Annotated in this window: 22 protein-coding genes and 1 pseudogene; 15 read left to right on the top strand and 8 right to left on the bottom strand. The window is 72.7% G+C overall.

Translation table 11 applies throughout. From position 1 onward, the window contains the following. Positions 1 to 75: 75 nt before the first annotated feature. The 3 genes from OHA65_RS10925 (at position 76) to OHA65_RS10915 (ending at position 2,690) form a co-directional block, all read left to right on the top strand. Positions 76 to 858 (top strand): SDR family oxidoreductase, encoded by a 783-nt coding sequence (locus tag OHA65_RS10925; RefSeq protein WP_327282934.1) that lies wholly within the window; start codon positions 76 to 78, stop codon positions 856 to 858. A gap of 63 nt (positions 859 to 921) precedes the next feature. Further along, positions 922 to 1,509 (top strand): TetR/AcrR family transcriptional regulator, encoded by a 588-nt coding sequence (locus OHA65_RS10920; RefSeq protein ID WP_327282933.1) that lies wholly within the window; start codon positions 922 to 924, stop codon positions 1,507 to 1,509. A gap of 23 nt (positions 1,510 to 1,532) precedes the next feature. Beyond that, complete coding sequence (locus tag OHA65_RS10915; RefSeq protein WP_327282932.1) at positions 1,533 to 2,690, top strand: acetyl-CoA C-acetyltransferase; 1,158 nt, start codon at positions 1,533 to 1,535, stop codon at positions 2,688 to 2,690. Positions 2,691 to 2,722: 32 nt separating this feature from the next. Here the strand turns inward: OHA65_RS10915 and OHA65_RS10910 are convergent, their stop codons facing one another. Then, complete coding sequence (locus tag OHA65_RS10910; RefSeq protein WP_328762414.1) at positions 2,723 to 3,361, bottom strand: SIMPL domain-containing protein; 639 nt, start codon at positions 3,359 to 3,361, stop codon at positions 2,723 to 2,725. A 213-nt stretch (positions 3,362 to 3,574) separates the two neighbouring features. Between OHA65_RS10910 and OHA65_RS10905 the strand changes: the two genes are divergently transcribed. Together OHA65_RS10905 and OHA65_RS10900 are read left to right on the top strand one after the other, a co-directional pair. Next, positions 3,575 to 3,778, top strand: coding sequence for a cold-shock protein (locus OHA65_RS10905; RefSeq protein ID WP_030010141.1), 204 nt, complete (start codon positions 3,575 to 3,577; stop codon positions 3,776 to 3,778). Positions 3,779 to 3,882: 104 nt separating this feature from the next. Then, on the top strand, positions 3,883 to 5,565 hold the full coding sequence (locus OHA65_RS10900; RefSeq protein WP_405755582.1) for a DEAD/DEAH box helicase: 1,683 nt from the start codon (positions 3,883 to 3,885) through the stop codon (positions 5,563 to 5,565). Between the two features lie 84 nt (positions 5,566 to 5,649). Here the strand turns inward: OHA65_RS10900 and OHA65_RS10895 are convergent, their stop codons facing one another. The 5 genes from OHA65_RS10895 to OHA65_RS10875 are packed head-to-tail and all read right to left on the bottom strand — an operon-like array spanning position 5,650 to position 10,041. Then, positions 5,650 to 6,579, bottom strand: a complete 930-nt coding sequence (locus tag OHA65_RS10895; protein WP_327282929.1) for a tyrosine-protein phosphatase — start codon at positions 6,577 to 6,579, stop codon at positions 5,650 to 5,652. 31 nt (positions 6,580 to 6,610) lie between these two features. Continuing rightward, positions 6,611 to 7,687, bottom strand: coding sequence for a nitronate monooxygenase (locus OHA65_RS10890; RefSeq protein ID WP_327282928.1), 1,077 nt, complete (start codon positions 7,685 to 7,687; stop codon positions 6,611 to 6,613). Between the two features lie 4 nt (positions 7,688 to 7,691). Then, complete coding sequence (locus tag OHA65_RS10885; RefSeq protein ID WP_405761791.1) at positions 7,692 to 8,438, bottom strand: CoA-transferase subunit beta; 747 nt, start codon at positions 8,436 to 8,438, stop codon at positions 7,692 to 7,694. Beyond that, positions 8,435 to 9,286 (bottom strand): CoA-transferase, encoded by an 852-nt coding sequence (locus tag OHA65_RS10880; RefSeq protein WP_327282926.1) that lies wholly within the window; start codon positions 9,284 to 9,286, stop codon positions 8,435 to 8,437. Before OHA65_RS10880 ends, OHA65_RS10885 begins: the two co-directional genes overlap by 4 nt. Continuing rightward, the gene (locus OHA65_RS10875) at positions 9,283 to 10,041 is read right to left on the bottom strand and encodes an enoyl-CoA hydratase family protein (RefSeq protein WP_327282925.1); all 759 of its coding nucleotides are present in this window, start codon (positions 10,039 to 10,041) and stop codon (positions 9,283 to 9,285) included. The genes OHA65_RS10880 and OHA65_RS10875 overlap by 4 nt, the downstream gene beginning before the upstream one ends. Positions 10,042 to 10,097: 56 nt before the next feature. Here OHA65_RS10875 and OHA65_RS10870 point away from each other — a divergent pair, with 56 nt between their 5' ends. From OHA65_RS10870 to OHA65_RS10860, 3 genes are all read left to right on the top strand, one after another. Next, complete coding sequence (locus OHA65_RS10870; protein WP_327282924.1) at positions 10,098 to 10,862, top strand: SDR family oxidoreductase; 765 nt, start codon at positions 10,098 to 10,100, stop codon at positions 10,860 to 10,862. A gap of 1 nt (position 10,863) precedes the next feature. Further along, complete coding sequence (locus OHA65_RS10865) at positions 10,864 to 11,772, top strand: SDR family oxidoreductase (protein ID WP_327282923.1); 909 nt, start codon at positions 10,864 to 10,866, stop codon at positions 11,770 to 11,772. 145 nt (positions 11,773 to 11,917) lie between these two features. After that, entirely contained in the window at positions 11,918 to 12,631 is a 714-nt protein-coding gene (locus OHA65_RS10860; RefSeq protein WP_327282922.1) for an NUDIX domain-containing protein, read from the top strand. 78 nt (positions 12,632 to 12,709) lie between these two features. Here OHA65_RS10860 and OHA65_RS10855 read toward each other — a convergent pair whose 3' ends face one another. Beyond that, on the bottom strand, positions 12,710 to 13,183 hold the full coding sequence (locus tag OHA65_RS10855; protein ID WP_327282921.1) for a MarR family transcriptional regulator: 474 nt from the start codon (positions 13,181 to 13,183) through the stop codon (positions 12,710 to 12,712). A gap of 109 nt (positions 13,184 to 13,292) precedes the next feature. Between OHA65_RS10855 and OHA65_RS10850 the strand changes: the two genes are divergently transcribed. After that, on the top strand, positions 13,293 to 14,786 hold the full coding sequence (locus tag OHA65_RS10850) for an MFS transporter (protein WP_405761789.1): 1,494 nt from the start codon (positions 13,293 to 13,295) through the stop codon (positions 14,784 to 14,786). Between the two features lie 173 nt (positions 14,787 to 14,959). Here the strand turns inward: OHA65_RS10850 and OHA65_RS10845 are convergent, their stop codons facing one another. After that, positions 14,960 to 15,847 (bottom strand): hypothetical protein, encoded by an 888-nt coding sequence (locus tag OHA65_RS10845; protein ID WP_327282919.1) that lies wholly within the window; start codon positions 15,845 to 15,847, stop codon positions 14,960 to 14,962. Between the two features lie 122 nt (positions 15,848 to 15,969). On the opposite strand from OHA65_RS10845, the gene OHA65_RS10840 reads away from it, so the two are divergent. The 6 genes and pseudogenes from OHA65_RS10840 to OHA65_RS10815 all read left to right on the top strand — a co-directional run bounded on the left by OHA65_RS10840 (position 15,970) and on the right by OHA65_RS10815 (position 24,062). After that, entirely contained in the window at positions 15,970 to 16,752 is a 783-nt protein-coding gene (locus tag OHA65_RS10840; RefSeq protein WP_327282918.1) for a serine protease, read from the top strand. A 202-nt stretch (positions 16,753 to 16,954) separates the two neighbouring features. Next, positions 16,955 to 17,380: pseudogene (locus tag OHA65_RS10835) on the top strand (LuxR C-terminal-related transcriptional regulator); the annotation flags it as partial. 639 nt (positions 17,381 to 18,019) lie between these two features. Further along, complete coding sequence (locus OHA65_RS10830) at positions 18,020 to 18,388, top strand: chorismate mutase (protein WP_327282917.1); 369 nt, start codon at positions 18,020 to 18,022, stop codon at positions 18,386 to 18,388. A gap of 49 nt (positions 18,389 to 18,437) precedes the next feature. Next, a complete protein-coding gene (gene pepN, locus OHA65_RS10825) occupies positions 18,438 to 20,939 on the top strand; it encodes an aminopeptidase N (RefSeq protein ID WP_327282916.1) in 2,502 nt (833 codons plus the stop codon). 307 nt (positions 20,940 to 21,246) lie between these two features. After that, entirely contained in the window at positions 21,247 to 22,656 is a 1,410-nt protein-coding gene (locus OHA65_RS10820; protein ID WP_405761787.1) for a pyridoxal phosphate-dependent decarboxylase family protein, read from the top strand. Then, complete coding sequence (locus OHA65_RS10815) at positions 22,653 to 24,062, top strand: SidA/IucD/PvdA family monooxygenase (RefSeq protein ID WP_327282914.1); 1,410 nt, start codon at positions 22,653 to 22,655, stop codon at positions 24,060 to 24,062. Before OHA65_RS10820 ends, OHA65_RS10815 begins: the two co-directional genes overlap by 4 nt. The last annotated feature ends 58 nt before the right edge of the window (positions 24,063 to 24,120 follow it).

The raw sequence follows: 24,120 nt of genomic DNA, 5'->3' as shown, positions 1-24,120 counted from the left end.
CCAACGCCCTTCACGCTTCCCTAACAAGTGTTTGGTAGGTTACCGTACGGCCATGAGCAGCGTCGAGGAGTGCGCATGAACGAGCCCCGCTACGTGGCCGGCCACCGCCTGCTGGACGGCCGCAGCGCCGTCATCACCGCCGCCGCCGGAGCCGGGATCGGCGGCGCCACCGCCCGCCGCTTCCTGGAGGAGGGCGCCCGCATCGTCATCGGCGACGCCCACGCCCGCCGCCTGAAGGAGACCGAGCAGGCGCTCGCCGCCGAGTTCGGCGCCGACCGCGTCACCTCCCTGCCCTGCGACGTCACCGACGAGGACCAGGTCAGGGCCCTTTTCGCCTGCGCCGAACAGGCCCACGGCGGCCTGGACGTCGTCGTCAACAACGCCGGCCTCGGAGGCACCGCCGCCCTCGTCGACATGACCGACGAACAGTGGGGCAAGGTCCTCGACGTCACCCTGAACGGCACCTTCCGCTGCACCCGCGCCGCACTGCGCTCGCTGAAGGCCTCCGGGCGGGGCGGGGTCGTCGTCAACAACGCCTCCGTGGTCGGCTGGCGCGCCCAGACCGGCCAGGCCCACTACGCCGCGGCCAAGGCCGGGGTGATGGCCCTGACCCGCTGCGCGGCACTGGAGGCCGCCGAGTTCGGCGTACGGGTCAACGCGGTGGCCCCCAGCCTGGCCATGCACCCGCACCTGGTGAAGGTCACCAGCGAGGAACTGCTGGGCGAGCTCACGGCCCGCGAGGCGTTCGGCCGCTACGCCGAGCCCTGGGAGGTCGCCAACGTCATCGTCTTCCTGGCCAGCGGCTACTCGTCGTACATGACGGGCGAGACCGTCTCGGTCAGCAGCCAGCACGCGTAGGTCGAGAATGGGCGCGTGCCAACGAACCAGCCGACCAGGCCGACACCCAAGAAGAAGCCCCAGGTGACAGCCTCACTCGAACGCCGGCGCGAGCTCCTCGACACCGCCGCCGAGGTCTTCGCCGCGCAGGGCTACAACGCCACCACCGTCCGTAAGATCGCCGACGCCGCCGGCATGCTCGCCGGCAGCCTCTACTACCACTTCGATTCCAAGGAATCGATGCTCGACGAGATCCTCTCGGCCTTCCTGAACGAGCTGTGGGCGGGGTACGACACCGTCCTCGCCGCCGGCCTCGGCCCGCGGGAAACCATCGAGGCCCTCGTCACCGAGTCCTTCCGGGAGATCGACCGGCACCGCGCCGCCGTCGCGATCTACCAGAAGGAATCCCGGCACCTGTCCGCGCAGCCCCGCTTCCGGTACCTGTCCGACTCGCAGCAGAAGTTCGAGAAGGCCTGGCTCGGGACGCTGGAGCGCGGGGTCGCCGCCCAGGTCTTCCGGGCCGACCTCGACATCCGCCTCACCTACCGCTTCGTCCGCGACACGGTGTGGGTCGCGGCGTCCTGGTACCGGCCGGGAGGACAGCACAGCCCCGAGGAGATCGCCCGCCAGTACCTGTCGATGGTGCTCGACGGGATCGCCGTACGCAGCTGACCCGACCGAACCGAGGAGTCCCGATGCCCGAGGCCTACATAGTCGAAGCGGTACGCACCCCCGTGGGGCGGCGCGGGGGAGGCCTGTCCGCGGTCCACCCGGCCGACCTGGGCGCGCACGCCCTGAAGGCGCTGGTCGAGCGGTCCGGGGTGGATCCGGCCGCCGTCGAAGACGTGGTCTTCGGCTGCCTGGACACGGTGGGCCCCCAGGCCGGGGACATCGCACGCACGGCATGGCTGGCGGCGGGGCTGCCGGAGGAGGTGCCCGGCGTCACCGTGGACCGCCAGTGCGGCTCCTCGCAGCAGGCCGTCCACTTCGCGGCGCAGGGCGTGCTCTCCGGGACCCAGGAGCTGGTCGTCGCGGGCGGGACCCAGAACATGTCGATGATCCCGATCGCCTTCGCGTCCCGTCAGGCCGCGGAACCGCTCGGCCTCACCGAGGGCCCGTACGCGGGCAGCGAGGGCTGGCGCGCCCGGTACGGCCACGCCCCCGTCAACCAGTTCCACGGCGCGCAGCTGATCGCACAGAAGTGGGGCATCACGCGGCGCGACATGGAGGAGTTCGCGCTCCGCTCCCACCAGCGGGCGGTGCGCGCCATCGACGAGGGCCGTTTCGACCGGGAGACGGTGGCCTACGGGGACGTCCGCTTCGACGAGGGCCCCCGCCGGGACACCACCCTGGAGAAGATGGCCGGCCTGCGCCCGGTCGTCGAGGGCGGCACCATCACGGCGGCCGTCTCCTCCCAGGTCTCGGACGGCGCGGCGGCGATGCTGATCGCCTCCGAGCGGGCGGTGGCCGAACACGGCCTGCGGCCGCGGGCCCGCATCCACCACCTGTCCGTACGGGGCGAGGACCCCATCCGCATGCTGTCGGCCCCGATCCCGGCCACGGCGTACGCCCTGAAGAAGACCGGCATGACCCTGGACGACATCGACCTGGTGGAGATCAACGAGGCGTTCGCCCCGGTCGTCCTGGCCTGGCTGAAGGAGACCGGCGCCGACCCCGAACGGGTGAACGTCAACGGCGGCGCGATCGCCCTGGGTCACCCGTTGGGTGCCACCGGCGTCAAGCTGATGACCACCCTGCTCCACGAACTGGAACGCACGGGCGGCCGCTACGGCCTCCAGACCATGTGCGAGGGCGGCGGCCAGGCCAACGTCACCATCATCGAACGCCTCTGACGCGCCGCCCGACCGGCACCGCGGCCGCGGCCTTACGGCAGCAGCGCGAAGCCGAGCAGGACGGCCGCCTCGACCTGGACGGATCCCGGGGCGAGGGCCCCGTCGTGCTCCGGGTCCCCGCCCGTGCGCCGGCCGTGGCTGCGCATGCCCGTCGACTCCGGGTCCACGTCCTGGATGTGGATCACCGCGCCGAGGCGGACCCCGCAGGCCTCGGCGTACACCCCGGCCTTGCGGCGGGCGGCCGCGACGGCCCGGCGCCGCGCCTCGTCGCGCATCGCGGGCTTGTCCTCCACCTCGAAGCGCACGTCGTCGACGCGGTTCACGCCCGCCGTGACGAGGTCGTCGATCAGTATTTCGAGGCGGTCGAGCGCCTGCGTGCGCACCGTGTACTTCGCCTCGCAGCCGTACCCCTTGAAGGTCCGCTCCGCGCCGTAGCCGGCGTACTCGGAGGTCAGGCGCAGCCGGGAGCCGGAGACGTCCGCGTCGGGTATGTCGTGCTCGCGCAGGACGGCGCGCAGCCCCGCCACGACCGTGCCCGCCTCGGTGTAGGACTCCTTGGGCGTCGGGGCGACGACGTCCACCGCCAGGTCGATCTCGGCGAAACGGGGTTCCGCGGTCACGCTGCCGGCGCCGAGCACGCTGAGCCCCCAGGGCTCTCTGATCGCTGTCATCCGGGCAGTGAACCAAGATCCGTCCGGCGGCACCAGCGGGTTCCCGGTGGTGTCGGCGGCGGCCCGGGGGCGAGGTGTGCTAGCTTAGGACCCGTTGCAGTTGTGGTACCCATGAACTTTATGTGCGCCTGACGGGAATGTTCCTCAGGCGCTTTTATTGTTTTGCCGGACTCTCCGGATGGGGCCCTTTGCCGCCTATTCAGGAGATTTAAAATGGCACTTGGCACCGTGAAGTGGTTCAACTCGGAAAAGGGCTTCGGCTTCATCGAGCAGGACGGTGGCGGCCCGGACGTCTTCGCCCACTACTCGAACATCGCCACCCAGGGCTTCCGTGAGCTCCAGGAGGGCCAGCGCGTGTCCTTCGACGTCACCCAGGGTCAGAAGGGCCCCCAGGCGGAGAACATCATCCCCGCCTAATTCCTTCAGCATGCCGGGGCCCGCACCGCGAGGTGCGGGCCCCGGCTTGTCTGCTGTTTTCGATTTGCTTGTAGTACCAGCCGGTTTCAGGAGGGCTTTCTCGCATGACCAGCTCCAGCTCCGCACGACCCAGCCGCCGCCCCACTCGGGGCCGAGGTGCGGCACAGGGACGTCCGAAGGCTGGCGCGGGACGGCAGAAGTCCGCCCCCGTCGCCAGGCCGCAAGAATTCACCATGCCCGAACCGCTGACCCCGGCCCTGCCGCCGGTGGCCGCGTTCGCGGACATGGGCATGCCCGAGGCGCTGCTGAAGACCCTCGCCGCCCAGGGCGTCACCGAGCCGTTCCCGATCCAGGCCGCGACGCTGCCGAACTCGCTCGCCGGCCGTGACCTGCTCGGCCGCGGCCGCACCGGCTCCGGCAAGACGCTGGCCTTCGGCCTGGCGCTGCTGGCCCGTACCGCCGGCCGCCGCGCCCAGCCGAAGCAGCCGCTCGCGCTGGTCCTCGTACCGACGCGCGAACTCGCGCAGCAGGTGACCGACGCCCTGGCCCCGTACGCCACGGCCGTCAATCTGCGCATCGCGACCGTCGTCGGCGGCATGTCGATCAACCGGCAGTCCGGGGCCCTGCGCCGCGGCGCCGAGGTGCTCGTCGCCACCCCCGGCCGTCTGAAGGACCTCATCGACCGCGGTGACGCCGACCTCTCCCAGGTCTCGATCACGGTCCTCGACGAGGCCGACCAGATGACCGACATGGGCTTCATGCCGCAGGTCACCGCGCTGCTCAAGCAGGTCCAGCCCGAGGGCCAGACCATGCTGTTCTCGGCGACCCTCGACAAGAACATCGACAAGCTCGTCAAGATGTTCCTGCACGACCCGGTCGCCTTCTCCGTCGACCCGTCCGCCGGTGCGGTCAGCACGATGGAGCACCACGTCCTGTACGTCATGGACGAGACGGACAAGAAGGCCGTGGCGACGCGCATAGCCGCCCGCGACGGCCGGGTGATCATGTTCGTGGACACCAAGCGCGGTGTCGACCGCCTGGTCAAGAAGCTCCAGGCGGACGGGGTCCGCGCCTCCGGCCTGCACGGCGGCCGCTCGCAGCCGCAGCGCAACCGGACCCTGGACTGGTTCAAGACGGGCGAGGTCACCGCGCTGATCGCCACCAACGTGGCCGCCCGCGGCATCCACATCGACGACCTGGACCTCGTCGTCAACATCGACCCGCCGACCGACCACAAGGACTACCTGCACCGCGGCGGCCGCACCGCCCGTGCCGGCGAGTCCGGCAGCGTGGTCACCCTGGTCCTGCCCGACCAGAAGCGGGACATGTCCCGCCTGATGTCGGACGCCGGGATCTCCCCGCGCACCGCGCAGATCAAGTCCTCCGACGAGGAGCTGTCCCGGCTCACCGGCGCCAAGGAGCCCTCGGGCATCCCCGTGGTGCTGGAGGTGCCGCAGCCGGCCCCGGCCAAGGCGCGCGGCGGCTCCGGCTCGGGTGGCGGCTCCGGCACGCGCCGCCGGTCGGGCGGCGCCCGTACCGGCTCCGCCACGGGCGGCGCCCCGGCGGCCGGCGGTCGAGGCCGCCGCTCCGGCGGGCAGGGCTCGGCCCAGGGCGGCGCGGGCGCGTCGGCCGGGTCGCAGCAGTCCCGCCGGGGCCAGGGCGGCTCCGCCGGTACCGGCGGCCAGGCCCGGCGCAGCGGAGGCGCAGCCCCCGCTGGCGGCGCGGCCGCGGCCTCGGCCCGTAGCCGGGTCGGCTCCGGCGGCCAGGGACGGCGCCGGGCGGTCTGACCCGCCCCCGATCACACGATGACGCCGGGCAGCACCTGCGGGTGCTGCCCGGCGTCGTGCTGTCGCCCCCCCGGGCGGGGTGGGTCAGCGGACCATCCTGCTCTGCAGCTTCACGAGCGTCCGCGTGTCCAGGCCGAGGCCGTCCGTGAGGTAGCCGTAGAAACCGCCGTAGTCCGCGGCCAGTTGCGCGGTCGCCGCGTCCAGGTAGTCCTGGCGGACCTCTTGGAGCGGGATCAGCAGGTCCGGGTTCTGCATCCGCCCGGACTGCTTGAGGCCCGCCCGCACCTGGGCGTCGTACGCGGCACGGAACGTGTTCGACGCGAGGTAGTCGCGCGTGGCGGTGTCCTCGGGGACGGCCAACGCCCGCAGGAGGACGTAAGCCATCCAGCCCGTCCGGTCCTTGCCCGAGGTGCAGTGGAACAGCAGCGGGCCCTGGCTGCCGTCCGCGATCTCCCGCAGGGTCGCCGCGAACTGCGCCCGGTTCTCGGGGCTGGTCACGAAGGTGCGGTAGATGTCGCGCATGTAGGCCTCGGCGCGGCCGCCTCCGAGCATCTGCTCCTGCGTTGCGGGGTCACCGCTGGAGATCGCGCCGACGAGCGTTCCGTACAGGCCGAGGTCGCTGACCGGGCGGGAAGTGGCGGTGAGCCCAGCGGGCAGCCGGTCGGCGCCGTCGTACTGGAGCTCCATGGGGATGCGGAAATCGACGACCTTGCCCAGGCCGAGACCGGAGACGGTGGTGACGTCCGCCGGGGTCAGCTTGTTGAGCGCGTCGGAGCGGTAGACCAGCCCCTGACGGACCTGGCCGCCGGTCCAGGTGCGGTAGCCGCCCAGGTCGCGGACGTTGACCGCGCCTTGGAGGGGGATCTGGCGAGTCGTTTCCGCCTGCTGGTGGTACCGGCCTGAGGCGGTGGCGCCCACCACCGGCGCGGCGTACGCGGAGGCGGCGGGCAGGGTGGCGACGGCGAGGGCGGAAGCGAGCGCCGCGGTCACCAGGCGGGTTCGGGCACGGCTCATCTGTGGCGACTCCTGAGGAGGAGAAGGGGGATCACCCTGGTGGTGGCAGGGCGTCGAGCGAGTGCAGGCGTTCCAGTCGTGCCAGCACGGTGTGCGCCTCGGCCATGACGCGGGCGACGAGCTCCGCACAGGACGGCAGATCCTCGATCACGCCCGCGACCTGGCCCGATGCCATGACGCCGAGGTCCGTACGGCCCTCGACCATGGACGCCTTGAGGAGCATGGGGGTGTTCGCGGCGAGCAGGACCTGGCTCCAGGACAGGTCCTTGCCGTGTTTCATCGCGAGGCCGTCGCGCACCATCCGCGGCCACGACAGCCCCGAGAGCCTGCGGAACGCGGCCGCGTGCCGGACCGCCCGGGCCAGGGCGCGCGTGCGGCCCGCCCGCTCCAGGGAGGCGACCAGCTCGGTGCGCAGCATCCGGTGCGGCAGCCCGTCCACGGCCGTCGTGACCGTGACGTCCTTGACGCCGGCCGCCAGGTACCGCGCCTTGACCGCGTCCGGAACGGTGGAGTCCGAAGTCAGTAGGAAACGGGTGCCCATGGCGATGCCCGCGGCCCCGTACGACAGTGCGGCGACCAGGCCGCGCCCGTCGTGGAAGCCGCCCGCGGCGACCACCGGGATGTCCACCGCGTCGACCACCTGCGGCAGCAGCACCGTCGTGGCGACGTCCCCGGTGTGCCCGCCGCCTTCGCCGCCCTGCACGATCACCGCGTCGGCCCCCCACGCGGCGACCTTCTCGGCGTGCCGCCGCGCCCCGATCGACGGGATCACCACCACGCCCGCGTCCTTGAGCCGGGCGATCAGCTCCTTCGACGGCGCGAGCGCGAACGAGGCGACCCGTACGCCCTCGTCGATGATCAGCTGCGCGCGTTCGGCCGCGTCCCCGGCGTCCGCGCGCAGGTTGACCCCGAACGGTGCGTCCGTACGGGACTTGACCTCCCGGACCGCCGACCGCAGCTGCTCCACGGTCATCGTCGCCGAGGCCAGGATGCCCAGGGCGCCCGCCCCCGCCGCGCCCGAGACCAGCCGGGGGCCCGCCACCCAGCCCATGCCCGTCTGCACGATCGGGTGCTCGACACCGACCAGCCGGGTGAATGCCGTCTCCATCGCGTCAGCCCCGCACTTCCCGGTCGCGCAGCCCCTTCGGGTCGATCGCCTCGCGGATCAGCCGCAGTTCCTCGACGGTCGGCTCCCGCGTGTACGGGACCTCGCCGTCCGGGGAGTCGACCGCCAGGGCGAACCCGGTGGCCTCCCGGACCTGTTCGACGCTCACGCCCGGGTGGAGGGAGGCCAGGCGCATCGAGTGGTCCGGGCCGCCGAAATCGAAGACGCCGAGATCGCTGACCACCCGGGGGAGCCGGTGGAAGCGGGTCACCCCCGCCGCGCCGGCCCGGTCGTAGCCGACCCCGCACACCATGTCGACCCGCTCGACGAACACCCGCGGCGAATGCTTCGGCACCCAGTAACTCACCGGATTGTTCAAGGTGTTGACGGGCGCCCCGCGCACCCCGAGGAGCTGGCGGACCGGCCGCTCCCAGTCGCCGATGCAGGAGATGTTCTGGTTGCCGAACCGGTCGAGCTGGCTGGCGCCCATCATCACGTGCCGGCGCCCGCCGGTGACCATCGTGAGGTGGCGCCGGTACGGGAGCCAGCCCTCGGTCTCCCCGTCCGGGCCGACGAGCAGCGCCTCGCCGTCGGTCAGCAGCAGGTCCGGGGAGAACGTCCGCTTCGCCAGCCGGGCCCCGAAGGACGGGATCGGGCCCATCGGACTGGCGAGCACCTCGCCGTTGCCGCGCCAGGCCTCGGCGCAGGCGATCACGCAGTACTCCGCGCGGGACGCGGCCGTCGCTGTGCTCACTGCTGCTCCTCGTGCCAGGCCTGGACGGCCGACTGGTAGGCGTGCTCGCTGCCGCCGGACAGGAAACGGGCGCGGAACTCCGGCCAGGGGGTGGCCGCGTACAGCTTCTGGAACGCCTCGTCACGCCCGTAGTCGGGGACGCAGGAGGTGAAGTGCGCGCCGTTCGGGGTCTCGACGACACCGGTGACGGAGTGCCGGCTGACCAGCAGGGACTGCGGCGGCCCGGCCTTGGACAGCTCGGAGGTCTCCACGAGCTGCTCGCAGGAGACGTACGCGGCGTCGGCGGCCTCGCAGAACAGGTCGTCGAAGTACGGGTCCGGGCCCAGGTACTGGGCGTTGCCGAGGCGGTCGGCCCGGTTCAGGTGGACGAGGGCGGCGTCCAGGCGCAGGGCGGGGACGGCCACGAACTCCTCGCCGTCGGCGTAGGGCGAGGTGATCGTCCGCAGCTCCGGGTTGACCCGCATGACGTCGGAGCCCAGGCCCGCGCGGACGGGGAGGAAGGGGAGCCGGTTCGCGGCGGCGTGCAGGCCCCACATGAACATGGCCTCGTCGTACTCGGTCAGGGTGAAGGCGCAGCTCTCGCGGGCGGCCCGGAAATGCGGCTCCAGCGGAATCGAGTCGAGGGTGGCGAAGGGGGCGACGAGCCTGCGGATCCGGCCGGCCGCCGCGAGCAGGCCGACGTCGGGGCCGCCGTACGAGACCACGGTGAGATCGGTGATCTCGGAGCGGAGCAGTGCCCGCACCAGGGCCATGGGCTTGCGCCGCGATCCCCAGCCGCCGATGCCGAGGGTCATCCCGCTGCGCAGCTGCCCGACCACCTCGTCGGGGGTCATGGACTTGTCGGTCATGAGCGCTCCTTCTCGCCGGGCCCTGCGAAGGTGTTGCGGACCCGGTCGGCGACCCCGCTCAGGTTGGCTTCGAACGTGAACCCCTGCTCGAAGCGGTAGCTGCGCCGGACGTCGACGGGGTCGATGCCGTTGATGGCCGCCTTGGCCAGCCGGATCAGGTAGCCGTCCTTCTGTGCGATCTCGGCGGCCAGTTCGAGGGCCGCGGCCCGCAGCCGCGCGCGCGGGACGACCTGCCACACCGAGCCGTGCGCGTGCAGTTCGGCGGCGGTGGCGGTGCGCGAGGTGTAGTACAGGGCGCGCATCAGGTGCTGCGGGACCAGGCGGGCCAGATGGGTGGCGGCGCCGAGCGCGCCCCGGTCGAGCTCGGGGAGCCCGAAGGTGGCGTCCTCGCTGGCCACGATCGCGTCGGCGTTGCCGACGAGGCCGATGCCGCCGCCCAGGCAGAACCCGTGCACTTCCGCGACGACCGGCACCTCGCACTCGTACACGGCTGCGAAGGCCTCGTAGCAGCCGCGGTTGGCGCCGATGAGGGCGGCGTGGCCGGTGTCGCGCTGCATCTCCTTGATGTCGACGCCGGCGTTGAAGCCGCGGCCCTCGGCGGCCAGGACGACGCACCGGGTCCCGTGGTCGCGGCCGGCGGCGCGCAGGGCGTCGGCGAGGTCGTACCAGCCCTGTACGGGAAGCGCATTGACGGGCGGGAAGTCGACCGTGACCAGTGCGACGCCCTTGTCGGGGCTTGAGGTGGAGACACCCATGAGAGGATCAGCTACCTTTCCACCAAACATTTGTTAGGTGAGGAAGGTAGCAGCCCATGGAGCTGGACGGGAGGGTTGTCGTCGTCACCGGCGGAACCCGCGGCGTCGGGGCCGGAATCGCCCGGTCGTTCCTCGAAGCGGGCGCGCAGGTCGTCGTCTGCGCCCGCCGCCCGCCGCCGCAGCCGGTGTCCGCGGAGGGGCGCTCGGCCGCCTTCGCTCCGCTGGACCTGCGTGATCAGGCCGCCGTCCAGGAGTTCTTCACCGGGATCGGGCGCCGGTACGGGCGGCTCGACTGCCTGGTGAACAACGCGGGCGGGACCCCGTACCGGCTGCTGGGGGAGGGCGAGGCGCAACGGCACGCGCGGGTCGTCGAACTGAACCTGGTGGCCCCGATGACGGCCTCGCTGACGGCCTACCCACAGCTGCGGGAGGCGCACGGCTCGGTGGTGATGATCGGCAGCGTCAGCGGGAGCAGGCCCTCGCCCGGGACGGCCGCGTACGGGGCGGCGAAGGCCGGGCTGGAGAACCTGGCCCGCTCCATGGCCGTGGAATGGGCGCCGGAGGTACGGGTGAACTCGCTGGTGCTGGGCATGGTGCGGACCGAGCTGGCGCACCTGCACTACGGGGACGAGGCGGGGATCGCGGCCGTGGGCGCAACGGTTCCGCTGGGGCGGCTGGCGGAGCCCGCGGACGTCGGGGCCGCGGCGGTGTTTCTGGCCTCCGGTCGGGCGGGGTATGTCAGCGGAGCGAGCCTGCTCGTTCACGGGGGCGGGGAGCGCCCGGCGTTTCTGGATGCGGCAACTGTCAACAAGGAGAACTGAGATGGGACTTGCCGAGGGTCGTGTGGTCATCGTGACGGGTGCCGGGCGGGGGCTGGGCCGGGCCCACGCGCTGGCCTTCGCGGCGGAGGGCGCCAAGGTCGTGGTCAACGACCTGGGGGTGGGCCTGGACGGGCAGCCGGGCGAGGACAGCCCGGCCGGTCAGGTCGTCGCGGAGATCCGGGCGCTGGGCGGCGAGGCGGTGGCGCACGGCAAGGACATCGCCTCGCCGGAGGGTGCGTCCTCGCTGGTCGGGGCGGCCCTGTCGGCGTTCGGCCGGCTGGACACGCTGGTCAACAACGCCGGGTTCCTGCGGGACCGGATGCTGGTGAACCTGGAGGAGGCGGACTGGGACGCGGTGATGCGCGTGCATCTGAAGGGGCACTTCCTGCCGCTGAAGTTCGCGGCGGCGCACTGGCGGGCGGAGGCGAAGGCGGGCCGCGCGGTGTCGGCCCGGGTGGTCAACACCTCCTCGGGGGCGGGCCTGCTGGGCTCGGTCGGTCAGGGCAACTACAGCGCGGCCAAGGCCGGCATCCTCGGCATGACGCTGGTCGCGGCGGCGGAGATGGGCCGGTACGGGGTCCAGGTCAACGCGATCGCCCCGGCGGCCCGGACGCGGATGACGGAGCAGACGTTCGCGGAGACGATGGCGGAGCCGGGGGAGGGCGCCTTCGACGCGATGGCCCCGGAGAACGTGTCCCCGCTGGTGGTGTGGCTGGGCTCGGACGCCTCGGCGGGGGTCACGGGCCGGGTCTTCGAGGCGGAGGGCGGCCGGATCACGGTGATGGAGGGTTGGCGTCCGGGCCCGACGGCGGACCGCGGAGCACGCTGGACCCCGACCGGGGCGGGCGAGGCGGCCCTCAAACTCCTCGCTGAATCCGAACCCCCGCACCCGGTCTACGGAGCCGAGTAGCCGAGCGGCCGGGGCCGCCCCGGCCGTGGCGCCCGCTCCCGTCCCGGCAGCCCCGCCTGCCCGGGCCGGACCAGGCCGTTCGGTCGGCGCGGGAGCGGGCGCGCGGGCCTGGCCGGGGCGGCGGGGGTGTGCGTACGCTCGGTCGGTGGACAGCGACCCCCGCACCCTCGGCGTGCCCCGCACCCTCGGCGTGCGGATCGAGGCGGACGGGCTGCACCTGACGGCGGCCGAGGACGGGGGCGGGGTCTGCTACACCCTGCCGGAAGCCGGCTCGGACGGCGCGACCACCGCCCTGCCCCTGGCCGAGGCCCTGCACGCCCGGATCCGTCCCGTCGGCTCCGCCGAGGTCGTCCTGCGCGGCTGGACCCGGGGCGACCCGCCCCCGCACGTGGCGTTCGAGGACCCCGCGGCCCGCACCCCCGTCCGGGTCCGCGCCGGCGCGATCGTCATCCGCGACGGGCGGATCCTGCTCATCCACTTCACCGACGAGGCGTACTACGAAATCCCGGGCGGCGGTGTCGAGGCCGGCGAAACCCCGCAGGGCGCCGTCGTACGGGAGCTGCGCGAGGAGTCCGGCCTGGCCGGCGCCGTCCGCGCGGAAGTCGCCCGGGTCTGGAAGGACGGCCGCCGCGAGCACTACTTCACGCTCGACGCCCGGGGCGAACTCGGCCCGCCCGAAACCCTGGACACCTACGGCGGCATCCCGGTGTGGGTGCCCGTCGCGGACCTGCCGCGGACACCGGTGTGGCCGCGCCGGCTGGCCTGGCGCATCGCGCACTGGCACCGGTCCGGCTGGCCCGGCCGGCCCGCCGAACTGGCCGACTCCGTAGAGGACCTGTCCGCGCCCTGCGACTGGTAGCCGAACCCTGCGACCGGCCGCGCCGGGCGGCGACCGGTGGCGACGAAGCGGCCCGGACCGGGACTCCGACGCCCCGGATCAGGACCCGGTCAGCCGGGCCGCCGCGCGCAGTTGGCGGGCGTTGGAGCCCTGGAGGAAGCGGATCACCGTTTCCAGTTCCGCCGTCGTGAACTCGTCGCACAGCTCCGCCACCTCGCGCGCCCAGTCCTCGAACACCGGCCGGATCTCCGTCAGCCGCTCCGGCAGCGCCTCCACCAGCACCCGGCGCTTGTCCGTCGGGTGCTTGACCCGGCGGACGCAGCCCTTGCGTTCCAGCCGGTCGACCAGGCCCGTCACGGAGGCCGGGGCCAGCCCCGAGTACTGCGAGAGCTCCTTCGCCGTCAGGGGGCCGCGCCGCTGGAGTAGGTCGAGGGTCTTCGTCTCGATCGCACTGAGCCCCTGCTTCGCGGCCGCCGCCTCGTGGAACACCACGGTCGCCGCGCTCGTCTCGCGGCCTGTGCGGTTCAGCTCGGCCAGTACCGCTTCCCGGCGGGGGTCCGTCTCGTCGCTCATGGCATCCACCGTAGCAAGTATTTAGTTCGGACGAACGAAAGGCTTGCGATCACACGGTCGTCGATGTCAGTCTTTCGTTCGTCCGAACGAAAGACTTTGGAGGTCCACCATGACCGTGCCCGAGCCCCCGCCCGCTCCCGCCCCCGTGCCCCCGCCGCCCTATCCACGCCGCTGGGCCGCCGCCGGCGTCATGATGGCCGCCGCGCTCATGGACCTGCTCGACGTGACCATCGTCAACGTCGCCATCCCCTCCATCGGCCGGGACCTGCACGCCTCGCAGAGCGCCCTGCAGTGGCTCGTCTCCGCCTACCTCCTCGGCTTCGCCGCCACCCTGATCGTCTCCGGGCACCTCGGCGACCGGTACGGCCGCAAGGTCCTCTTCCTCGCCGGGACCGCCGGCTTCGGCCTCGCGAGCATCGGCTGCGGCATCGCCCAGAGCCCCACCCAGCTGATCACCGCCCGCGCCGTGCAGGGCGTCATGGCCGCCCTGCTGATGCCCCAGGTGCTCGGTTCGTTCCGCACCCTGTTCCAGGGCAAGGAGCGCGGCGCAGCCTTCGGCATGTACGGGGCCGTCGCCGGATTCGCCTCCGCCGTCGGGCTGCTGCTCGGCGGCCTGCTCACCGACGCCGACCTGTTCGGCTGGGGCTGGCGGTCCGTCTTCCTCGTCAACGTGCCGATCGCCCTCGCCGCCTGCCTGGCCGGCGCCGTGCTGGTCCCCACCACCCGCGAGCGCGGCGCCGGCCGCCCGGACCTCGCCGGCAGCCTCGTCCTCGCCGCGGCCCTGATCGCCATCGTGCTGCCGCTCGTCCAGGGCGAGGCCAACGGCTGGCCGCTGTGGGGCTGGCTGTGCCTGGCCGCCGGAGTCCTCGCCGTCACCGGCCTCGGCGTCCTCGAAGGCCGCCGCCGCGGGACGACCGTCCCGCTGCTCCCGGCCCGCGCCTTCCGGATGCCCGCCTTCTCCGTGGGCCTCGCCGTCCAGCTGCTGTTCTCCGTCGGCATGCAGGGCTTCTTCTTGATCTTCGCGATCTGGCTCCAGGGCAGCCAGGGCTACACCCCGATGCAGGCCGGCGTGCTCACCATCGCCTTCTCCGTCGGCAGCTTCCTGACCGCCCCCGCCGCCGATGCCCTCGCCGTCCGCTTCGGCCGTCTCGTGCTCGCCGCCGGCGCGCTGCTCATGGCGGGCGGCTTCGCCGGGATCTGGTACGCCGTCGCCGCGTCCACCGGCGCGTCCACCGCCTCGGCCGCCGCGCACGCCGGCGCCTGGCCGCTCGTCCCCGGCCTGCTCGTCGCGGGCGCCGGCCTGGGCTTCCTGGTCGTACCGCTCGTGAACGTCGTCCTGTCCGCGGTCCCCGCCGACATCGCGGGCGGAGCCTCCGGGATCTTCTCCACCGCCCAGCAGTTCGGCGGCGCCCTGGGCGCGGCCCTCATCGGCAGCGTCTTCTTCGGCGCCCTCGCCGACGGCGATCCCACACATGCGCTGACCACCGCGATGCCCTGGGTGAGCGCCGGATTCCTGCTCAGCGCCGTGCTCTGCCTGGCCCTGCCGCGCGCTGCGGTGTCCCCCCGGCCGGAGCCCTCCGACGCCGAACTCGCGCCGGTGTGACCGGCACACGCAAACGGCCCCGGCCCCCTGGCGGGAGGTCGGGACCGGGTCCTGCAGTCGTGCGATGAAGTATCACTACCCACTCCTCCCACGCGCCGAACCGCAGTCACCCAACATGTTCTGCCCGGGCTCCGGCGCCGGCCGATGTGGGTCGGGTGTCGGTCAGGTGTCGGTCAGGTGTCGCAGTCCAGCACCGTTCGGCACAGTCCGCAGCGGGCGCGCACCGGGCCGCGCACCGGCAGCCGCAGCCGCTGCCCGCACACCGGGCACGGGAAGCTCACCCGCGCCCCGCCGGGCTGCTGTTCGAAGCGGTACGAGGCCCCCGGCCCGGCAGTGCCCGCCCGCCGGTCCCGGGCGTAGCGGCGCCGCTGCGCACGGTCCGCGGCCGCCAGGGGGGCCCGGTGCAGCTCCCGTTCGGCGAGCGCGCGGCCGCGCACGTACGCCTCGTACGCCTGGGGGCTGGTGAACCAGGTCGACGGGTCCTCGCCGAGCAGGAGGGCGCGCCGGGCGAGGACGTAGCCGAACTCCTCGGGGGTGAGGTAACCGAGCTTCTGGTGGGTGAGCTCGTCCTCGCGGTACGCGTCGAGGAGCAGCCAGCCGGTCCCGAGGAAGGCGGCGGTGGTGTCGGTGAGGATTTCGTTGTCGGCGGTGGTGGGGAAGCGCAGGTCCAGCCGGTGCAGCAGGACGTGGGTGACCTCGTGCGCCAGGGCGGCCGCCAGATCGCGGCGGTGGGTGCGGAAGCGGTCGTTGACCTCGATGAAGTACTCCGGACCCGCGGTCAGTTCCACGGTGGCGGCCTGTTCCATCGGCCGGAAGCAGACCACCATCCGGGCGTCGGGCAGCCGCAGGGCGCGGACGACGGTGGAGGCCACGCGGTGGGCGCCGAGGTGGAGGTCGTCGGTGGGGGAGAAGGCGGCGTCGGCGGGCGGGAGGCTCGTGCCATAGGTGCGGATCCCCTCGTACGAGAGCCGCCGGAACAGTGCGGTGATGGCGGCGCGGACGGTGTCGAGGTGCGGAAATCCGTGCTCGATCGGGTCGTTGCGCCTGCCGTTTCGCGTCATGCCGCCCTCCGCGCCGCACCTTGTCCGAAAAGGCGTCCTTGATGCCCGGCAAGACACGGGTGTGACATGTACGTGTCATTCACCCGATGACGCGCACGGCCCAACCCCCCACGAAAGGCAGTGTGTCGACCGTGTCCACTCTTGCCGCACTCATCAAGCGCACCCTCGCCGTCGGCGCCGTGGCCCTCGCCGCCGTCAGCCTCCAGCCCGGCGCCGCGAACGCCTCCCAGGCCCCCGTCGTCGGCGGCACCCGCGCAGCCCAGGGCGAGTTCCCCTTCATGGTCCGCCTCTCCATGGGCTGCGGCGGCGCCCTCTACACCCAGCAGATCGTCCTCACCGCAGCCCACTGCGTGAACGGCTCCGGCAACAACACCTCCATCACCGCCACCGCCGGAGTCGTCGACCTCAACAGCTCCAGCGCCATCAAGGTCAAGTCCACCAAGGTGCTCCAGGCCCCCGGCTACAACGGCCAGGGCAAGGACTGGGCCCTCATCAAACTGGCCAAACCCATCAACCTGCCCACCCTCAAGATCGCCGACACCAAGGCCTTCGACAACGGCACCTTCACCGTCGCCGGCTGGGGCGCCGCCCGCGAAGGCGGCGGCCAGCAGCGCTACCTCCTCAAGGCCACCGTCCCCTTCGTCTCCGACGCCGCCTGCCAGAGCGCGTACGGCAGCTCCCTCGTCCCCAGTGACGAAATCTGCGCCGGCTTCGACCAGGGCGGAGTCGACACCTGCCAGGGCGACTCCGGCGGCCCGATGTTCCGCCGCGACAACAACAACGCCTGGATCCAGGTCGGCATAGTCAGCTGGGGAGAAGGCTGCGCCCGCCCCGGCTACCCCGGCGTCTACTCCGAGGTCTCCACCTTCGCCTCCGCGATCAAGGCGGCCGCGGCCGGCCTCTGAGCCCCCCGCCTCGTCCTTCCGGCCCATTGCACCGGGGCCGGAAGGACGAAGCACCGCACCCCGTACCCGCGTAACGTCGGCCGGACCGGCACACGGCCGCAGCACCCGAGCCCCGGCCCCGCCCGGTTGCGGGCCGGCGCGCCCGCCGGTCCCATGGGAAGGCACGAACAGCGGGCGACAGTGGGGCCGGCAACACATGGCGATCGTGATCGTCACCACCTTCGACCTCGACGAGTACGTCCACGCCGCGCTCCACGGAGGAGCATCCGGCTTCCTCCTCAAAGACGCCAGCCCCGCGATGCTGGTTGAGGCCGTCCGCGCGGCAGCCGCCGGCGACTCCCTCGTCTCACCCGCCATCACCGTACGACTGCTGCGCGAAATGGCCCCCCGGGCCACCATCACCCAGGCGGCCCGCCGCCCCACGGACCCCCTGACCGAACGCGAACAAGACGTCGTCCGCTGCGTCGCCCGGGGCGGCACCAACGCCGAGATCGCCGTCGAGCCCTACGTCTCCCTGTCCACGGTCAAAACCCACCTGGCCAACGTCCAAACCGAACTCGTAGCCCGGGGCCGCGTGGAAATCGCCGCCTGGGCCTGGGAATCCGGCCCGGCCACCACCCCGCCGTGAGCCCCCTCGCGACATGGGCCCGGCGCCACCCCCACGCCGCCGACGCGATCCGCCTCACCCTCTCCCTCGTCCTGCTCGCACTCGTCACCTTCGAGGGCGTCGTCCTCGCCCGCCAGCCCAGCCTCCGCACGCCGCCGTATGGATCTCCGGCACCCTCGTCCGCCTCAGCGCCGCGCCCTGGCCCACCGTCCCCCTCCTGACCCGCGCCGGGTTCGCCGCCGCCGTCACCTGGACCGTCACCCTCCTGCTCATCTTCGGCAACCACCCCCTCATCGTCTGGGGCGGCGGCGAAGCCATCGCCCTCCTCGTCCTCCTCTCCCAGGTCCTGCTCCGCGCCCCGCCCGCACCGCCGCTGTCCTCGGCCCGCGTCTCGGCCTCGGCTGCACGGCCGTCCCCGTCCCCGTCCGCGACACCGACCCCGGCCGGTTCACGCTCTCCTTCTCGGTCCTCCCGCTGCAACCCGGCTCGCAGCCCGGCCCGCAGCCCCGTTCAGCCCGGTGCGACGGCCCGCAGCACCGCCGGACGCCGCCGACGGACGGCCCGGCCCCCGCCGGCCGGCGAAGGGGCGACCGCGCGGCGTCGTCTCACAGGCCGACTGCCAGAGGAATCCACGGCCGCCGCCACGTATTCTCGGGAACCATGAACATCAGCGACCTCGACAACGGCACCGGCAAGGGCACGGCGAAGGACGCGGGCCCGGACACCGCAGCCATCGACGAGACCGTCACCGCCGAGCTGGCCCGCCTGCGCGACAGCATCGACAACATCGACGCGGCCGTGGTCCACATGCTCGCCGAACGCTTCAAGTGCACCCAGCAGGTCGGCCACCTCAAGGCCAAGCACCAGCTGCCCCCCGCCGACCCGACCCGCGAGGCCAGCCAGATCGCCCGGCTCCGCCAGCTCGCCGAAAACGCCAAACTCGACCCCGCGTTCGCCGAGAAACTCCTCAACTTCATCATCGCCGAGGTCATCCGCCACCACGAGACGATCGCCGCGGGCGAAGAGTAGGCGCGGGGAGCAGACTGCCGGGGCCCGCCCGTCGGGCAGCATGGGCCCCATGTCCGCACTGACGCGCAACGAAGCGCAACTCCGAGCCCGGCTCCTCGACGTCCACCACTACGCCGTCACCCTCGACCTCACCAACGGCGACGACACCTTCGAATCCACCGCCGTCATCCGGTTCACCGCCCGCGCCGCCGCGGACACCTTCGTGGAGCTGAAACCGGACGCACTGCACTCGGCCGAACTCGACGGCACCCCCCTCGACCCCACCACCCTCGCCGACAACCGCCTCCCCCTCACCGGCCTCGGCGAAGGCCCCCACGAACTGCGCATCGCCACCCGCATGCGCTACTCCCGCACCGGCGAAGGCCTCCACCGCTTCACCGACCCCGCGGACGGCGAGACGTACGTCTACACCCAGATGTTCATGGACGACGTCCAGCGCGTCTTCCCGGCCTTCGACCAGCCCGACCTCAAGGCCGTCTTCGCATTCACCGTCACCGCCCCCGCCCAGTGGACCGTCCTCGCCAACGGCATCACCGAACGCACCGGGGACCGGGACACCGACGGCGCCGGCATCTGGCAGTCCGCCCCCACCCCCGTCATCTCCACCTACCTCGCCGCCGTCGCCGCCGGCCCCTGGCACAGCATCCGCACCGAGCACGCCGGACTGCCCTTCGGCATCCACTGCCGCCGCTCCCTCGCCCCCCACCTCGACGCCGACGCCGAGGAAATCCTCTCCATCACCACCGACTGCTACGACCGCTACCACCAGAAGTTCTCCGAGCCCTACCCCTTCGACTCCTACGACCAGGCCTTCGTCCCCGAATTCAACGCCGGAGCCATGGAGAACCCCGGCCTGGTCACCTTCCGCGACGAATACGTCTTCCGCTCCGCCGTCACCGACACCGAACGCCAGAGCCGCGCCGTGACCATCGCCCACGAGATGGCCCACATGTGGTTCGGCGACCTCGTCACCCTGCGCTGGTGGGACGACATCTGGCTCAACGAGTCCTTCGCCGAGTACATGGGCTACCAGACCCTCACCGAAGCCACCCGCTTCACCGGCACCTGGACCGAATTCGGCACCTCCCGCAAGGCCTGGGGCTACGACGCCGACCAGCGCCCCTCCACCCACCCCGTCGCCCCCGACCCCGAAGCCGTACCCGACACCGCGAGCGCCCTCCTCAACTTCGACGGCATCTCCTACGCCAAGGGCGCCTCCGCCCTGCGCCAACTCGTCGCCTGGCTCGGCGAAAAGGACTTCCTCGCCGGCATCAACACCCACTTCACCCGCCACAAGTTCGCCAACGCCTCACTCGCCGACTTCGTCGACTCCCTCGCCGCCCACACCGACCGCGACGTCCACGCCTGGGCCGACAGCTGGCTGCGCACCACCGGCATCGACACCCTCACCCCCCGCATCGAGGAGAGCCACGGCGGCTGGACCCTCACCGTCGACCACAGGGGCAGCCGCCCCCACCACATCGCCGTCGGCCTCTACGACCGCGACCCCGAAAGCACACTCGAACCCCGCGAACTCCTCACCCTCGACGTCCCCTCCGACGAGATCGTCTCCGTCAGCGGCCCCCGCCCCGCCCTCCTCGTCCTCAACGACGGCGACCTCGGCTACGCCAAGGTCCGCCTCGACGACACCTCCGTCAACACCGTCCTGCGCGACCTCTGCGCCGTCCCCGACCCCCTCACCCGGGCCGTCATCTGGAACGCCCTGCGCGACATGGTCCGCGACGGCGAACTCGAACCCGCCGCCTACCTGGCCACCGCCGCCGCACACCTGCCCGCCGAAGCCGACCTGGCCATCGTCCAAGGCGTCCTCGCCTTCGCCCGCCACCACGTCGCCGACCGCTACCTCACCCCCGAACACCGCACCGAAGCCCTCGCCACCCTCACCGCCATCGGCCGCGCCCTGCTGCGCCGCACCGAAGACGGCTCCGACCCCGGCCTGCGGCTCGCCGCCGTACGCACCCTCGTCGACGCCGCCACCCAACCCGACACCCTCACCGCCTGGCTCGACGACGACACCGTCCCCGGCGGACCCGAACTCGACCCCGAACTGCGCTGGCGCATCCTCGGCCGGCTCAGCGTCCTCGGCGCCGTCGGGCAACGCGAGATCGACGCCGCCCTCGCCGCCGACCCCAGCGCCACCGGCGAGGAAGGCGCCGCCCGCTGCCGCGCCGCACTCCCCACCGCCGAAGCCAAGGCCGCCGCCTGGGAGCGCCTCTTCCACGACGACTCGCTCTCCAACTACCTCTTCAACGCCACCGCCCAGGGCTTCTGGCAACCCGAACAGGCCGACCTCGTACGCGACTACGTACCGCGCTACTACGCCGAAGCCGTCGCCCTCGGCGCCCGCCGCGGCCCCGCCATCGCCGAAGCCGCGGGCCGCTACGCCTTCCCCGGCCACGCCGTCGACGAAGACAACCTCCAGGCCGGCCACACCGCCCTCGCCGACCCCGCCGTCGTCCCCGGCCTGCGCCGCAAGCTCGCCGACCACCTCGACGACCTCGCCCGCGCCCTGCGCGTCCGCGCCTCCTGACACCCCGACGCGACCCGCACCCCCCGGCCGCCGCACCCGCCCCCCACCGGGCCGGAGCGGCGGCCGGCCCCGTCTCCGACGCGCGTCCCCACGCCCCGTCTCCGGCGCGCGTCCCCCCGCCCCGGCCCCGGCGCCCCGTCCCCGTAGCCCGCGGAACCGCAGGGGCGCGGACGGCGGGACGAACCCCGGCGGTTACCCCATTCGGGTCGGATCGTTGTACCGGTCGGGCCACCAGGCTGTCACCGCAGCAGCGCCCGCCGTCAGGCACCCCACGACAGGGCCGGCCCCCTGCCGCAGACCCGTTCCCGTGAGGACACCGCATGACAGCCCCGCCCGGCCCCCCACCCCCCTGCCCCCGCTCGCCGGCGGCCACGCCGGCGCCACCGCCCTGCGCCCCCTGCTGAACACCGTCCTCGACGCCCTGCACACCGGAGCCCGCGACCGCGGCGGCCCCCTCCCCGCAGGCGGCCCCGACACCGTCACCGCCCGCGTCACCGCAGCCCTCGGCGACGTACTCCCCGACCACGGAACCGGCGACCACGAAGCCCTGCGCACCCTCGTCCACACCCTCACCGCAGGCGCCGCCGACCCCGCCGACCCCCTGTGCGCCGCCCACCTCCACGGCCCGCCCCTCGCCGTCGCAGCAGCCGCCGACCTCGCCGCCGCCGCCCTCAACCCCTCCCTCGACTCCTGGGACCAGGCCCCCGCCGCCTCCGCGATCGAAGCCCTCCTCACCCGCACCCTCGCCGCCGAGTTCTACGACACCCCCACCCCCGACGCCCTCGTCACCACCGGCGGCACCGAAGCCAACCAACTCGCCCTGCTCCTCGCCCGCGAACGCCACGGACCAGGCCTCACCGTCCTTCACGGAGCCAACGCCCACCACTCCGTCCCCCGCGCCGCCTGGCTCCTCGGCCTACCCCCCACCACCTCCCTGCCCACCCCCGCCGGCATCCTCGACCCCACCCACCTCGCCGAAGCCCTCGCCGCCGCCCGCGGGCCCGTCCTCGTCACCGCCACCGCCGGCACCACCGACGCCGGCCTCATCGACCCGCTCGAACCCATCGCCGACCTGTGCGACCACCACGGCGCCGACCTCCACATCGACGCCGCCTACGGCGGCCTCCTCGCCCTCAGCCCCCGCCACCGCCCCCGCGTCCAAGGCCTCGCCCGCGCCCGCTCCCTCACCCTCGACCTCCACAAACTCGGCTGGCAACCCGTCGCCGCAGGCCTCCTCGCCGTCCCCGACACCGCCCTCCTCGCACCCCTCGCCCACCAAGCCGACTACCTCAACGCCACCGACGACACCGAAGCAGGCCTCCCCGACCTCCTCGGCCGCTCCCTGCGCACCACCCGCCGCCCCGACGCCCTCAAAATCGCCACCACGCTGCGCTCACTCGGCCGCGACGGCCTCGCCCGCCTCATCGACCGCACCTGCGAACTCGCCCACCACCTCGCCCGCCTCCTCGACGCACACCCCCGCTTCGAACTCCACGCACCACCCACCATCAGCACCGTCCTCTTCCGCCCCACCCACACCGACGACACCCACCTCGCCGCCCTGCGCCGCACCCTCCTCCTGGGCGGTCACGCCGTACTCGGCCGCGCCACCGCCGACGGCCGCCTCTGGCTCAAAGCCACCCTGCTCAACCCCCACACCACCGCGCGGGACCTGGACACCCTCATCACCCTCCTGGAAGGCAGCACCAACCGATGACCGCCCAGCTCGATGCACCCCACGACCTCGTCGGAATCGGCATCGGCCCCTTCAACCTGTCCCTCGCCGCCCTCGCCCACGGCCTCCCCCACCAAGGAGCAGAAGAACTCGCCACCGCCTTCTACGACCAACGCCACGACTTCCGCTGGCACCCCGGACTCCTCATCGACGGGACCACCCTCCAAGTCCCCTTCCTCGCCGACCTCGTCACCCTCGCCGACCCCACCAGCCCCTGGACCTTCCTCAACTACCTCAAGCACAAAGAACGGCTCTTCCCCTTCTACTTCGCCGAGCAGTTCCACACCCACCGCGCCGAATACGACGCCTACTGCCGCTGGGTAGCCGGCCGCCTCCCCGGACTCCACTTCGGCCACCAGGTCGACGCCGTCCGCTGGAACCCCGAACGCGACCTCTTCGAAGTCGACTACACCCAACTCGACACCGACGGCGAAGCCGAAGCCCTCGGCCGCGTCCACACCCGCAACCTCGCCCTCGGCATCGGCACCGCCCCCTACGTACCCGAACCCCTGCGCCCCCTCGCCGACGCCCCCACCGTCCCCGTCATCCACTCCTCCGACTACCTCGACAACCGCCAACGCATCCTCGGCGCCGACCACGTCACCGTCATCGGATCGGGCCAATCCGGAGCCGAAGTCTTCCTCGACCTCCTCCGCTCTCGCCCCGCTGGCCGCGAACGCCTCACCTGGCTCGCCCGCACCCCCTCCTTCGCCCCCATGGAGTACTCAAAACTCGGCCTCGAACACTTCACCCCCGACTACACCCGCTACTTCCACGCCCTCCCCGAACCCGTACGCGACCAACTCGTCCCCGCCCAATGGCAACTCCACAAAGGCATCGACGCCGCCACCATCACCGCCATCCACGACGAGCTCTACCGCCGCACCCTCCACGGAGGCTGGCCCGACGCCGTCCTCACCCCCGGAGTCAGCGTCCGCACGGCCGGCCGCGTCGCCACCACCAAAGTCGAACTCCACCTCGAACACATCCAGCAAGGCACCCGCTCCCGCCTCACCACCGACGCCGTCGTCCTCGCCACCGGCTACAAAGAACGCCCGCTCACCAACCTCCTCGCAGGCCTCGACCCCTACCTGCGCAAAGACTCCTCCGACCGCCCCCGCATCGACGAAAACCACCGCATGATCCTCGACCCCTCCGTCACCGGCAGCATCTTCGTCCAAAACGGCGAACGCCACACCCACGGCGTCGGAGCCCCCGACCTCGGCCTCGCCGCCTGGCGCAGCGCCGCCATCCTCAACGTCCTCACCGGCAAAGAGCCCTACCCCCAACCCACCCGCACCGCCTTCACCACCTTCGGCCTCGAACAACGCGAACACACCCGCCCCACCCCCACCGTCGAACTCCGCCCCCTCGTCGACCACCCCTGAGGCCCCCGATCAACCACACGCCCCACGCCACCCCCGAACGCACGGCGGCCGGGCCCTG

Origin of the sequence: Streptomyces sp. NBC_00045, assembly GCF_045041095.1 — a bacterium.
In the GTDB taxonomy this organism is placed as follows: domain Bacteria; phylum Actinomycetota; class Actinomycetes; order Streptomycetales; family Streptomycetaceae; genus Streptomyces.
Note: the sequence above shows the minus strand (reverse complement) of the source record. Positions and strands in the feature narration are given on the sequence as shown.